At 72.7% G+C, this 12,876-nt stretch carries 12 protein-coding genes and 1 pseudogene; 1 reads left to right on the top strand and 12 read right to left on the bottom strand.

What is annotated here, in order from left to right; genetic code table 11:
• A pseudogene (locus ACZ60W_RS28050) lies at positions 1-88 on the top strand (GlsB/YeaQ/YmgE family stress response membrane protein); the annotation flags it as partial.
• 288 nt (positions 89-376) lie between these two features.
• Here the strand turns inward: ACZ60W_RS28050 and ACZ60W_RS28045 are convergent.
• The 12 genes from ACZ60W_RS28045 to ACZ60W_RS27990 form a co-directional block, all read right to left on the bottom strand.
• Positions 377-1,306, bottom strand: coding sequence for an amidohydrolase family protein (locus ACZ60W_RS28045; protein WP_469758156.1), 930 nt, complete (start codon positions 1,304-1,306; stop codon positions 377-379).
• A gap of 65 nt (positions 1,307-1,371) precedes the next feature.
• Positions 1,372-1,683, bottom strand: a complete 312-nt coding sequence (locus ACZ60W_RS28040; RefSeq protein ID WP_469758155.1) for an L-rhamnose mutarotase — start codon at positions 1,681-1,683, stop codon at positions 1,372-1,374.
• The gene (locus tag ACZ60W_RS28035; RefSeq protein WP_469758154.1) at positions 1,680-2,381 is read right to left on the bottom strand and encodes a LutC/YkgG family protein; all 702 of its coding nucleotides are present in this window, start codon (positions 2,379-2,381) and stop codon (positions 1,680-1,682) included. The genes ACZ60W_RS28040 and ACZ60W_RS28035 overlap by 4 nt, the downstream gene beginning before the upstream one ends.
• Positions 2,378-3,862, bottom strand: coding sequence for a lactate utilization protein B (locus ACZ60W_RS28030; RefSeq protein WP_469758153.1), 1,485 nt, complete (start codon positions 3,860-3,862; stop codon positions 2,378-2,380). Before ACZ60W_RS28030 ends, ACZ60W_RS28035 begins: the two co-directional genes overlap by 4 nt.
• Before the next feature lie 5 nt (positions 3,863-3,867).
• Complete coding sequence (locus ACZ60W_RS28025) at positions 3,868-4,605, bottom strand: (Fe-S)-binding protein (protein WP_469758152.1); 738 nt, start codon at positions 4,603-4,605, stop codon at positions 3,868-3,870.
• Positions 4,606-4,612: 7 nt separating this feature from the next.
• Positions 4,613-5,773: an aldo/keto reductase gene (locus tag ACZ60W_RS28020; protein ID WP_469758151.1), complete on the bottom strand. Its 1,161-nt coding sequence runs from the start codon at positions 5,771-5,773 to the stop codon at positions 4,613-4,615.
• Entirely contained in the window at positions 5,770-6,531 is a 762-nt protein-coding gene (locus ACZ60W_RS28015) for an SDR family NAD(P)-dependent oxidoreductase (protein ID WP_469758150.1), read from the bottom strand. The genes ACZ60W_RS28020 and ACZ60W_RS28015 overlap by 4 nt, the downstream gene beginning before the upstream one ends.
• The gene (locus tag ACZ60W_RS28010) at positions 6,528-7,868 is read right to left on the bottom strand and encodes an enolase C-terminal domain-like protein (RefSeq protein WP_469758160.1); all 1,341 of its coding nucleotides are present in this window, start codon (positions 7,866-7,868) and stop codon (positions 6,528-6,530) included. Before ACZ60W_RS28010 ends, ACZ60W_RS28015 begins: the two co-directional genes overlap by 4 nt.
• Before the next feature lie 342 nt (positions 7,869-8,210).
• Positions 8,211-8,882, bottom strand: a complete 672-nt coding sequence (locus tag ACZ60W_RS28005) for a FadR/GntR family transcriptional regulator (RefSeq protein ID WP_393646324.1) — start codon at positions 8,880-8,882, stop codon at positions 8,211-8,213.
• A gap of 79 nt (positions 8,883-8,961) precedes the next feature.
• Positions 8,962-9,720: a sugar phosphate isomerase/epimerase family protein gene (locus ACZ60W_RS28000; protein ID WP_469758149.1), complete on the bottom strand. Its 759-nt coding sequence runs from the start codon at positions 9,718-9,720 to the stop codon at positions 8,962-8,964.
• A gap of 316 nt (positions 9,721-10,036) precedes the next feature.
• A complete protein-coding gene (locus tag ACZ60W_RS27995; protein WP_469758148.1) occupies positions 10,037-11,497 on the bottom strand; it encodes a polysaccharide lyase 6 family protein in 1,461 nt (486 codons plus the stop codon).
• Positions 11,498-11,541: 44 nt separating this feature from the next.
• Positions 11,542-12,873 (bottom strand): alpha-L-fucosidase, encoded by a 1,332-nt coding sequence (locus tag ACZ60W_RS27990; RefSeq protein ID WP_469758147.1) that lies wholly within the window; start codon positions 12,871-12,873, stop codon positions 11,542-11,544.
• Positions 12,874-12,876: the final 3 nt, after the last annotated feature.

Below are 12,876 nucleotides of genomic sequence, written 5' to 3'. Positions count from 1 at the left end.
CTGGGTCGCCGCCATCGTCGGCTCCGTCATCCTCCTCGCCCTCTACCGCCTCATCACCGGCAACCGCCACACCCACCGCCACGCCTGACCCCACACAGCCCAAGCACCACAACCCCGAACGGCTCCCACTCCTGCTCAACCCAGGAGGGGAGCCGTCGGCATGTACGAGAGCCCCTCCACCTCTGCACCCGGCAGCACGCCCCTGCCGGGTTCGGCTTGGCCCGCCCGTTCACCGGCGCTCCTGCTCACAGCGCCGCCACACCGTCCGGTCAGCGGGCACCCGAGGCCGGTCGGGCGGCGCCCCCCGCTCGCGCCTACGGCCAGGAGGCGGACCCCCTCGTCGCACCACCGCTGCCTTCGGCGCGGCACCGCGCCCCTACGTGACCACCTCTCGGCCCGCCCAGGGAGTGGTCCGCTCCCCCAGTCGGTACGTCTCCGCCGCCGTGCCGCCGAAGACCGCGGCCCGTTCTCCGGGGCTGAGCGCCTCCGTGAGCTTCTCCGCGGTGGTGAGCGTCTGGCGGTAGGACGCCGCCAGAGTGCACACCGGCCAGTCGGAGCCGAACATCAGGCGGCCTGGGCCGAAGGCGTCGAGGAGGGTGTCCGCGTACGGTTGGAGGTCCCGCAGGGTCCAGGTGTGCCAGTCGGCCTCGGTGTGGAGGCCGGAGAGTTTGGCGACCGTGTTCGGGAGGGCGGCGAAGGCGCGCAGGTCGGTCGCCCACGGTTCGAGTTCTCCGCTCGACACGTGCGGTTTCGCCGCGTGGTCGAGGACGAAGGTCAGCTCGGGCAGGTCTCTCGCGGCCGTCGTCGCGGCCGGGAGCTGGTGCGGGAGGATCACCAGGTCGTACGCGAGCCCGGCGTCGGCCACGGCGGTGAGGCCGCGGCGGACGTCGGGGCGGAGCAGCCAGGCGGGGTCCGGTTCCGACTGGACCTGGTGGCGGATGCCCACGAGGTGCCGGCCGCCCGGCAGGGCGAGCAGTGCGGCCAGGGTGGCGGCGGTCTCGGGGGACGTCAGGTCGGTCCAGCCGACGACACCCGCGATCAGGTCGCTGTCGTGTGCGGTGGCCAGCATCTCGGGTGTCTCCTCGGCGACGGTGACCGTCTGGACGAGGACGGTGGCCGTCACCCTTGCAGCGGCCGTCTCCGCGCTCAGGTCGCGCTCCGTGAAGGTGCGGCGCAGGGGCGCGAGGGCGGGTCCGGTGATCCAGTCCTGGTCGCGGACGGAGAGGTCCCAGAGGTGGTGGTGCGCGTCGATGAGGGAGGGGATGCGGTGGGTGGTCGCCGCGGGGAGGGCGCCCACCGTGGCCATCTCCGTGGGGGCCTTCGTCGCGTACCCAGACTCGCCCGCGGCTGCGCCCCCGGTCCCAGTCCCGGTCACAGCTCCCACACCACGGGCAGTGCCGCGTCGGCGCCGTCACCGGAGTAGTCGTGCACGACCTCCAGGAGTTCGGTCATCCGGGCCTGCCACGCCACGTTGACCGGCAGGTTCTCCAGTTCGGCGAGGAGGCGGGCGTAGTCCTCGCAGTCGAGCAGATGGAAGAGGTCGGTGCCGCTGCGCCAGATCGTCCAGGACGTGCAGCCGGCGGCCCGGATCGCCCGGGTCAGTTCGGCGGGGACCTCGCGGTGCGCTTCCTCGTAGGCGGCGACGCGGTCCGCGCGGACCCGGGTGTGCAGGGCGATTCTCATGGGTTCGCTCCGGAAGTGTCGGTGACGACCAGGATGACGTCGAGGGTGCGGGGGCCGTGGACGCCTTCGACGCGTCGGAGTTCGATGTCGGAGGTCGCCGACGGGCCCGAGATGAAGGTGAGGGGGCTGAGTGGGTCCAGGCCGGCGAGTGCTTCCGGTACGTCCGGGACGACCTGCTCCGCGCGCACCACGCAGAGGTGGTGGTCCGGGACCAGGGACAGGGCGCGACGCCCTTGGCCCGGACCCGTGTCGAGCACGATCGTCCCGGTCTCCGCGACGGCGACGGCCGCGGTGGTCAATGTGCCGTCCACGGAGGCGAGTCGGTCCACGCTGAGGGGCGGACGGTCGCTCACCAGGTCCGCGTCGGTACGCGTCAGGAACTCGGGCGGGAAGCCGTCGGGCACGACGACCCGCCGCGCTCCTCGGCGTGCGAGGAGGGCGGCCACGGTCCCCGGCACGTCCTCCGGTGCGCAACGCACCACGGTCGCCCGGTAGTCGGCGACGCGTGCGGCGAAGAGCCCGACGACGTCGCCGGGCGCGACCGTACGGCGGTAGGTCCGCGGAACGGGTACGTCATCAGGCTTCTCGTCGCTCGGAACGTCGCTCAACGCGGCGCGGACACGGGCCAGCACGGCGGACCGGCTGTCCGTGGCGGGGCGGTCCTCCCCGGCGCCGCCGTGCGTGCCGCTGCTCCTCATCGCTCCTCCCGGTGCGTGCGCCACCATGTGCGGAACGACTCCCGTGGCGGTGCGGGCGCGTCCCGTGTGGCGGACCAGCCGCCGAGCGGGCCGGGCAGGCGCCGGATCCGTCCGCCGCGGCCGCCCAGCAGCCGGCCGCCGGCCGCCCCCGCGCGCTGCGCGAGGGCCAGGAGCGTGGGCGAGTCGAGGACGGTGGACGCCGCCTTCATGGCGAGCGCCTCCGGTGTCGGCAGCGCCCGGCCGTCGTGCTTCGCCTCGACGGCCTTCGCGCGCAGATGGACCAGGATCTGCGGGATGTCGATCTTCACCGGACAGGCTTCGTAGCAGGCACCGCACAGGGTGGAGGCGAAGGGCAGCGACGCCGCCCGCCGCACCCCGGCCAGCTGGGGGGTGAGTACCGCTCCGATCGGGCCGGGGTAGACCGAGCCGTAGGCGTGACCGCCCGTCCGCTCGTACACGGGGCAGACGTTGAGGCAGGCCGAGCAGCGGATGCAGGCGAGGGCCTGGCGGCCGACGGTGTCCTTGAGGACATCGGTGCGGCCGTTGTCCAGGAGGATCAGATGGAAGTCCTGGGGGCCGTCGCCGGGCGTCACTCCGGTCCAGAGCGAGGTGTAGGGGTTCATGCGCTCGCCGGTCGAGCTGCGGGGCAGCAGCTGGAGGAAGACCTCCAGGTCGGTGAAGGTCGGCACGACCTTCTCGATGCCCATGACGGTGATCAGGGTCTCCGGCAGGGTCAGGCACATCCGTCCGTTCCCCTCGGACTCGACGACCGCGATGGTGCCGGTGTCGGCAGCGGCGAAGTTCGCCCCCGAGACCGCCACCCGCGTGGTGAGGAACTTCTCCCTCAGGTGACGTCGCGCCGCCTCGGCGAGCGCCGTCGGGTCGTCGGTGAGGTCGTCGGGCGCCGGCCGGCCCCACTCCCCCATCCGCTCCGCGAAGATCTCCCGTATCTCCGCCCGGTTGCGGTGGATCGCCGGGACGAGGATGTGGGAGGGGCGGTCCTCGCCGAGCTGCACGATGAGTTCCGCCAGGTCGGTCTCGTACACGGTGATGCCGGCGGCCGCGAGTGCCTCGTTGAGCCCGATCTCCTGGGTGGCCATCGACTTGACCTTGACGACCTCGTGCCGCTCGGTGTCCGGGCCTCCGGCCGCGCGGACGAGGCCTTCGACGATGCGGTGCGCGTCGGCGGCGTCGGCCGCCCAGTGGACCGTGCCGCCGGCCGCGGTGACGCTGGCCTCCAACTGCTCGAGGTAGGTGGCGAGATGGCGTGCGGTACGGCGCTTGATGGCGGCGCCGGCCTCCCGGAGCTCCTCCCAGTGCGGTACCTCCCCGGTCGCGTCGAGGCGCTTCGCGCGGATGGTGGTCGTGGCGTGCCGGAGGTTGTGGCGCAGCCGGGTGTCGGCCAGGGCGGTGCGGGCGGCCTCGGGGAAGGCGGGGGCGCCGAGCCAGACCCGTCCGTCGTGGTCGGTGTCCTCGGTCATGCCGGTCACCTCGTTCCTTCCGTGGCGGCCAGGATCTCCGCGAGATGCAGGGTGCGTACGCCGCTGTTCCACCGGCTGAGGCCACCGCCGATGTGCATGAGGCAGGAGTTGTCGGCGGCGCACAGGACCTCGGCCCCGGTGCCCAGGACGTCGGTCATCTTGTCGGCGAGGATGGCGGTGGAGGTGTCGGCGTTCTTCACGGCGAAGGTGCCGCCGAAGCCGCAGCACGTGTCGGCCGCGGGGAGGTCGACGAGGTCGATGCCCTTGACCGCGCGCAGCAGCCGCAGGGGCCGGTCGCCCAGGCGTACTCCGCGCAGGGAGTGACAGGTGGGGTGGTAGGTCACGCGGTGCGGAAAGACCGCGCCCACGTCGGTGACGCCGAGGACGTCGACAAGGAACTCGGTCAGCTCGTGGACGCCGGGGATCACCGCGGCCACCGCGGCCCGCAGTGCCGCGTCGCCGAGCTGTTCGGCGAGGAGGGGGTGGTTGTCGCGGATCATGGCCGCGCAGGAGGCGGAGGGCGTCACGATGGCGTCGTATCCGGCGAAGGCGCGGGCGAAGCGGGCCACCATGGGGAGGGATTCGGGGCGGTAGCCGGTGTTGAAGTGCATCTGCGCGCAGCAGCTCTGCTCGCGGGGGAACTCGACGGTGTGGCCGAGCCGTTCGAGGACGGTGACGACGGCGCGACCGGTGCCGGGGAAGAGCGTGTCGTTGAGGCAGGTGATGAACAGTCCGATCCTCATCGGCGGCTCACCGGCCGTCGCGGGCGGGAAGGAACCCGGGGATGCGGTGGTCGTGGCGCAGTTCGTCCCAGAGCGCCTCGGGTATCTCACGGGCCAGCATGTCGGCGGCGTCCGTGGCCTCCGCGGCGCTGCGGAGACCGAGGAGGACGCCCGCGACGGCGGGGTGGCGCAGCGGGAAGCGGGCCGCCGCGGCCCTCAGGGGCACTCCGTGGCGCTCACAGATCTCGCGGAGCCGGAGGGCCCTGGCGAGGGTCACCGGTGAGGCGGCCGCGTAGTCGTACGTGGCGCCCGGACGCGGATCGGCGAGGAGGCCCGAGTTGAACACGCCTCCGGCGACGATCGAGACGCCACGGCGCCGTGCGGCGGGCAGCAGTTCGGCGAGGCCGCTGCGGTCGAGCAGGGTGTAGCGGCCGGCGAGCAGGACGACGTCGATGTCGGTCTCGGTGACGAAGCGGGTGGGGATCGCGGTCTGGTTCATGCCCACGCCGATGGCACGGACGACGCCCTCGGCCCGCAGACGTTCCAGGGCGGGGTACGCCTCGCGCAGCGCCTGGTCGGCATGGTCGTCGGGGTCGTGCAGGTACACGATGTCGACGCGGTCGAGCCCGAGCCGCTCCAGGCTCGCCTCCAGGCCGCGCCGGATGCCGTCCGCCCCGAAGTCCCAGACCCTGCGGTACGCGGCGGGGACCGCGAAGCCATGGGCCAGGTCGTCGCCGGTGGCATGGGGGTCGGCGACGAGGAGGCGGCCCACCTTCGTCGACACGGTGTACGTGTCGCGGGGCCGGCCCCGGAGGAAGGCGCCGAGCCGTCGTTCGGACAGGCCGAGGCCGTAGTGGGGTGCGGTGTCGAAGGAGCGGATCCCCCGGTCCCACGCGGTCGCGAGGGTGTGGTGGGCGTCTTCGTCGGTGACGGGGCGGTAGAGGTTGCCGATGCCGGCCGCGCCGAAGGCGAGACGGGTGGTCCAGGCGGTGGTCCGGCCGAGGGCGACGCGGGCGAGGGTCGCGGGGTCCGCGGCGCGCGAGTCGGCGGCCGGTTCGCCCGCGGAGCGCCGGTCCGCGGCCCGCTCGTGCGCGGCCATCGTCTCCACGGGCCCGTCGTCCGTGGCGCGCTCGTGCACGGCCTGCTTGGCGGCGGTCCTCTGGGCAGCGGCCTTCTTGCCCGCGCTCATGTGCCCGCCGATCGGAGTCGGAGTCCCGCCATGCCGCCGTCGACGGCGAGGGCGGTGCCCGTCACCGAGGCCGCCGCCGGGGACGCGAGGTAGGCGACCGCCGCCGCGACCTCGTCGGCGCCGACGAGCCGGCCGGTGGGCTGGCGGGCGCTGAGTGCCGCGCGTTCGGCCTCCGGATCCGCCGCCGCGTCGAGCAGGCGGGCGACCCACGGGGTGTCCACGGTTCCCGGGTTGACGCAGTTGACCCGGATGCCCTCCCGCACGTGGTCGGCCGCCATCGCGAGGGTCAGGGAGAGGACCGCTCCCTTGCTCGCCGAGTACAGGGCCCGCTGCGGCAGGCCGGCTGTGGCGGCGATGGAGCAGATGTTGACGACGGCGGCGTGCTCCGAGCGGCGCAGGTGGGGCAGGGCGGCGCGGGTGGTGCGGACGACGCCGAGGAGGTTGACGTCAAGGACGGCGTGCCACTGGTCGTCCGGGTTGTCCTCGACGGTGCCGGCGGCGCCGATGCCCGCGTTGTTGACGAGGATGTCGATGCCCCCGAGTGCGGCGGCGGCCGCGGCGACGGCTTCGCGTACCGAGGTGTCGTCGGCGACGTCCGCGCGGAGGGCGGTGAGGGGGTCGGGGGTGGCCGACGGGTCGAGGTCCAGGACGGCCACGGAGGCGCCCCGCGCGTCCAGCAGACGGGCGACGGCGAGACCGATGCCGGAGGCACCGCCGGTCACGACGGCACGGAGGCCGGCGAGCGGGTACGCGGTCATGCGGTCACCTCGACCACGGATGCGTCGACCGCCTCGTCGGCGAGCGATCCGGCCAGGTCGGCGGCCCAGAACGTGCCGTGGGGGTAGGCGTACGCGGTGAGGGAGGCCTCGTGCATGTCGGCCGAGAAGCCGGGAGCGAGGGGCGTCGTGTACGCGCCCTCGCGGATGACGGCCGGGTGCACGAAGTGCTCGTGGAGATGGTCGACGAACTCGATGACCCGGTCCTTGGTGGTGCCGCTGAGCGCCACGAAGTCGAACATCGCGAGGTGCTGGACCAGCTCGCACAGTCCGACGCCGCCGGCGTGCGGGCAGACGGGGACGCCGAACTTGGCGGCGAGGAGCAGGATGGCGAGGTTCTCGTTCACGCCGCCGACCCTGGCCGCGTCGAGCTGGACGATGTCGACGGCGTTCGCCTGCAGGAGCTGCTTGAACACGATGCGGTTCTGCACGTGTTCGCCCGTGGCCACCTTCACGGGGGCGACGGCGGCTCGCACGCGCGCGTGCCCGAGGATGTCGTCGGGGCTGGTCGGCTCCTCGATCCAGTACGGGTCGAACTCGGCGAGCGCCCGGGTCCATTCGATGGCCTCGGTGACGTTCCACCGCTGGTTGGCGTCGACCGCCAGGCGGACGTCCGCTCCGACGGCGGCGCGGGCGGCCCGGCAGCGGCGGACGTCGTCCGCGAGGTCGGCGCCGACCTTCAGCTTGATCTGGGTGAAGCCCGCCGCCACCGCCTCCTCGGCGAGTCGGGTGAGCTTCTCGTCGCTGTAGCCGAGCCAGCCGGGCGAGGTGGTGTACGCCGGGTAGCCCTGCGCCCGCAGGCCGCTCTCGCGCTCGGCGCGGCCGTCCTTGCCGCGCCGGAGGAGCTCCCGTGCTTCCTCGGGGGTGAGGGCGTCGGTGATGTAGCGGAAGTCGACCTGCGAGACGAGCCACTCGGGATCGGCGTCGGCGAGCAGCTTCCACAGCGGCTTCCCCTGTCGCTTGGCGACGAGGTCCCACACGGCGTTGACCACGGCCCCGACGGCCATGTGCATGACGCCCTTCTCGGGCCCGAGCCAGCGGAGCTGGCTGTCGCCGACGAGCGCCCGGCTGACGAGGCCGGGGTCGGCGCAGAGGTCCTCCACGGACCGGCCGACGACGTGGGCACGGAGCGCTTCGATCGCCGCGACCTGTACATCGTTGCCACGCCCGATGGTGAAGGTGAAGCCGTGTCCCGTGGGGCCGTCGGGCTCGTTCGTGCGCAGGACGAGGTAGGCGGCGGAGTAGTCGGGGTCCGGGTTCATCGCGTCGGACCCGTCGAGTTGGCGGGAGGTCGGGAATCGTATGTCGTAGGTGTCCATCGCGATGACCCGCGTGATGTCAGTGGACAACGGGGTTCCTTTCACACCTGGGCTGCTTGCTCGGTGTTCGGCTTCATCTGCCCGAGCGACGCGGAGCAGCCCCAACCATCAGCACAGATCGGGTGATTGGCCTGTTGGGCGAGAACGATACGGCGATCGCAAGAGGTGAGGCAAGTAGACATCGGATGTTTCTCGGGCCTTGAGAGCGCCTCATTCGCCGGCGGCGCGAGGGGGAGGTACGACCTCACCCACGGCATGCCGACGGGCGGGCGCTCCCTGGGGAGGCGCCCGCCCTTGTCGTGCGTCACCGGGGGAGGCGGCGGAAGACGGCGGTACGGCAGGTCACAGCACGCTGTCGAGCCAGCGGACGACGTTGGAGATGTGGATCGTCGCCCACGCCTCCGCCGTCCGCGCGTCCCGCGCGGCGAGCGCGTCCAGGATGGCCCGGTGCTCGGACAGGGTCCGGGCCACGGCGGTCTCCTCGGTGATGCCCCGCCACAGCCGCGCCCGCACGGTGGCACCCGAGATGCTGTCGAGGAGCGAGCACAGCAGGGGGATCCCCGAGGCGGTCGCGATGCGCCGGTGGAACTCCAGGTCGCTGGCGACGAGTTCCTCCAGGCTGGGGGCGTCGCCGAGGCGGTCGAGCAGCTCCCCGAGCTCCCTGATCTCCTCCTCGGGGATGCGCTCGGCCGCCAGCGCGGTCGCCGCCGGCTCCAGGATTCCCCGTACCTTCAGGGCCTGGAGCGCCTGGTCGTCCTGGTGGAAGTCGAGGACGAACGACACCGCTTCGAGCAGCAGCGGTGGTTCGAGGCTGGAGACGTAGGTCCCGTCGCCCTGCCGCACGTCGAGGATGTTCAGCAGGGACAGCGCCTTCACCGCCTCGCGCAGGGAGTTGCGCGACAGGCCCAGGTCGGCGGCGAGGTCGGCCTCCTTGGGGAGCCGGTCCCCCGGACGCAGCGCGCCGGAGACGATCATCTCCTTGATCTTGCCGATCGCCTCGTCCGTAACTGCCAAGGCGTCCTCCTGTGCAAGGCCAAATACATCGGATGTGTCTGCTGGGCGTCACCCTACTCCAGGGTGACGTTCGGGTGAGTCAGTCCGTCGGGGACGCCTTCGGGACGACCGGGTGCAGTCCCGCGGAGCGCCGCAGGGACGCGACCTCCCGGGCCAGGACGGCGGGGTCGTCGTCCGGGACGAACTCAAGGAGGGCGTCCCGCGGCCGCGGCGACGCCGTGAGCCGGGCGAACGCCCGGTTCCACAGCCCGGCGCGCGCGGACAGCGGCAGCCGGTGGTTGCCCGGCCACCAGGAGAAGACGTGGACGGCGCCGACCCGGTCGGCGAGTACGTCGAGGCCGGCGAGCGCCTCGCGGTCGGTGGCGTCCTGAGGTGGCTGCCAGTAGGGGGTGACGTTGTCCACGTCCGCCGCCCGCAGGTCCTCCAGGAGGCGGAGGGTGGAGGGGACCGAGTCGGTCAGGGTTCCCCCGTGGAACTCGAGGCCGAGTTCCAGTCCGTGATCCCGCGCGACGAGCGCGGCCTCCCGCAGGATCGCGGTGGTCCGGGCGCGCTCCTCCTCCATGCCCTCCGCCGACCCCGACGCACCGGCCCAGACGCGGATGCGGGGTGCCCCGAGCGTCATGGCACCGCGGGCGATCTGCGCGAACCCGGACAGCTCGTCCGGGAGACAGCGGAAGTAGGAGCCGTAGGAGCAGCAGCCGATGCCGTAGGCGTCTGCGGCGTCGCGGGCGGAGCGGAGCGCCTCGGGGCGGTCGGGCGGGGCGTGCACGTCCGCGCCCCATTCGACGACCTCCAGCCCCACCTCCGCGACGCGACGGGCGACCTCGGCGGCGGGCATCCCCCGGAAGGTGACGGAGCAGATTCCGAGCCTGGGCGGGGTGGTGTCCGGACCTGGCGGGAGGGGGTGCGGCGGGGCGGGATCGGGCACGGGAGCGGTGTCCTTCGGGTCGGGCGGGTCGCGCGGTGTCGGGAGCCCAAGAAAGGGCGAAGGGAGTCCACGGGACCGATGAGGGTCTCCAGGGACGTGCTCGGCAGCCCGAGGAGGTCCGTGGAAGCCTCTGGCCCCGTGGCGGTCCGAGGGGAGTGTCCTCGGCAGCCGGCAGCCGGCCCGGAGCGGACGTGCGCCGGGCCGGCTGTCCCTCGCCCTTTCCCCGTCAGCGGGCGTTGGGGCCCACGTCCGCCGGGGTCAGCGGCCGGCGCAGCGGCGTCGTCGTCGCGTACTCGTCGGCACCCACGTCCCGCACGCTGCCGCGCGCGTCGCCGTCGATGTCGTGGGTGACCGGCGCCGGGGAGAGCGTGGCCGCGCCGATCGCCCGGCTCGTGCTCGACAGGCGGTACACGCCGTCGGAGCCCCGCACCAGACGGGGGTCGGCCCGCAGGAATCCGCCGGCGGGGATGTTCCCGTCGGCCGCGGCACCGAACAGGATGTTGCCCTGCCAGGTGAAGCGGACCGTGGTCGCCATCTCGACCAGGCTGCCGGTCTGGCCGACCAGCAGGTTGTCCGCGACGATGACGTCGCGGGGTTCGTGGGGGCGGTGGCTCTCGCCCGAGAGCGCGCCGCCCGCGTTGTCGAGGAGGGTGTTGTGGGCGATGAGGACGCGGTCGGGTGCGTCGTTGCCCCGGCGGGCCTCGGCCGATTCGCCGGGGAGGTGGTCGCGTTCGGTTCCGCTGCCGATGACCATCGCCCGTCCGGTGAGGCCGGCCAGGTAGTTGTTGACGATGACGTGGTCGTTGCCGTAGATCCGTATGCCCTCCTCGCCGCCGATGAGGTAGTTGCTGTCGACGAGGGTGCCGTTGCCGTGGCGCAGGACGATGCCGCCGAGGCTGTCGCGGATGGTGTTGTAGCGGATGGTGTTGTCGGAGCTCTTGACCGAGATGGCCTCGGGGTCGCCGTTGGCCCGCTCGAACAGGTTGTACTCCACGAGCGCGTGCGCGCTGGACAGGGCACGGGGGCTGACGCCGAGGCGGATCGGTTCGCCGCCGTTCGAGCCCGCGAAGGTGTGGTCGGAGAAGTGGTTGCGGTGGACGTGCACGCCCTGGGCCATGGCCTCGCTGCCCGCACCCTCGATGCCGAGGAAGATGCCGAGCGTGGTCTTGCCGTGGAAGTGGTTGCGGTCGATGACGGCCTCGTCGCCGCGGACCATGACCCAGTGCAGGCCCTCGATGTCCGCGAGCTGGAAGTCGTTGCGGGTGAGCCGGATGTACGTGCAGGTCGGCGGGATCTCCAGGGTGGTGCTCTGGCGGAAGGAGAAGCCGCTGACGGTCACGTTGCTGGAGGCGTCGAAGACGAAGCTCCGCTCGCCGCGCAGCACGACGCCGCCCCGTGACGCGGCGACGATGGTGATCGGCGCGCTGCGGGAGCCGTTCTTGCCGGTGACGGTGAGGGGCTGGGCGGCGGGCACGGTGTAGGTGCCGTTCGCGACGACGATGCGGGTGCCCGGCCCCGCCGCGTCGATCGCGTCCTGGAGGTCTTCCAGGCTGCTGACGTCGACGGTGGCGCCCCAGGGGCGCGCGGGCTTGCACCGGGTGGTGTTCGCGTACGCCGGGGCGGAGAGGGGCAGGACGGCGGCGGCCGCCCCTGCCGCGGTGCCGGTGAGGAACGTGCGTCGTTGCATGGTGCCTCCGTGGTCGGTCGGATGAGTGGGAGGTGTACGGCCCGTCAGCTCGACGCGCCTGGCCCGGACGGGTCCGTCAGGTGCAGCTCGATGACGGGCACGGGGGTGTCGGGCCGCCGCACCGGGAGCCGGAGCGTGAGGGTGCCGGCCGGCTGGCCGCCCATCTGGGTGTTCATCGCCGGGCGGTCGGGGTCGAGCGGTTCCTGGACGATCTCCGAGGCGTCGTTCAGGAGCTGGGCGTACCGCACCCGGCCCGCGAGACCGGGCAGGTGCAGGTGGCGCAGCGGCCAGGAGAAGAGGTGGACGTAGAGGCGGTCGCCGGACTGGGTGTACCGGCAGTCGGCGGGCGGGGTGTACGGGGAGGGGCCGCAGCCGCGGACGGAGCGTTCGTGCAGGTCGGTCCAGCGGCCGATCTCGGCGAGGGCTGCGGTGTCGCGCGGGTCGAGGTCGCCCCGGCCGGTGGGTCCGACGTTCAGCAGCAGGTTGCCGCCCTTGGAGACGCCGTCGACAAGCATCCGGATGAGCAGGTCGGGGCTCTTGTGGTCGAGGTTGTCGCGGTCGTAGCCCCAGCTCCCGTTGAGGGTCTGGCACGCCTCCCACAGGACCGGACGGCCGTCGACGGTCATCGGGGCGGACGGCTGGTACTGCTCGGGCGTGACGAAGTCCCCGGGGAGACCGGACCGGTCGTTGACCAGGATGTGCGGCTGGAGCTCGCGGACCATGGCCATGAGCCGCGGGGAGTCCCAGTCGTCGGGGCCCTTGCCGCCCCACCATTCGCGGCCCGCGTAGGAGAAGTCGAAGAAGAGGTAGTCGACGCGTCCGTAGTCGGTGAGCAGTTCGCGGACCTGGCCGTGCAGGTACTCCTGGTACTCGCGGATGTCCCGGTCGGCGGCCGCGGCCTTGAACTCCTCGTCGTCGCGCTGCGGGTGGGTCCCGTCGACGGGGAACGACGGGTGGTGCCAGTCGATCAGGGAGTGGTAGAAGCCGACCTTGAGGCCCTCGGCGCGGCACGCCTCGACGAACGGCCCGACCAGGTCGCGGCCGTGGGGCGTCTTCGTGACCTTGTAGTCGGTGAGCCGGCTGTCCCACAGGCAGAAGCCGTCGTGGTGCTTGGTGGTCAGGACGACGTACCTCATGCCGGCGGCCTTCGCCGTGCGTGCCCATCGGACCGGGTCGTAGCGGTCGGGGTCGAAGTGGTCGAAGTACACCTGGTACTGCTCGTCCGTCATCCTCTCGCGGGTCTTCACCCACTCGTGGCGGGCGGCGAGGGAGTAGAGGCCCCAGTGGACGAACATGCCGAAGCGGTCGTGGGTGAACCAGGTCGTGTCGGGCGAGGGGGTCGACGGGAGGCCGGCGTCGGCGCTGGTGGAGGTCATCGG

Source organism: Streptomyces sp. NPDC104202 (assembly GCF_055584185.1).
Note: the sequence above shows the minus strand (reverse complement) of the source record. Positions and strands in the feature narration are given on the sequence as shown.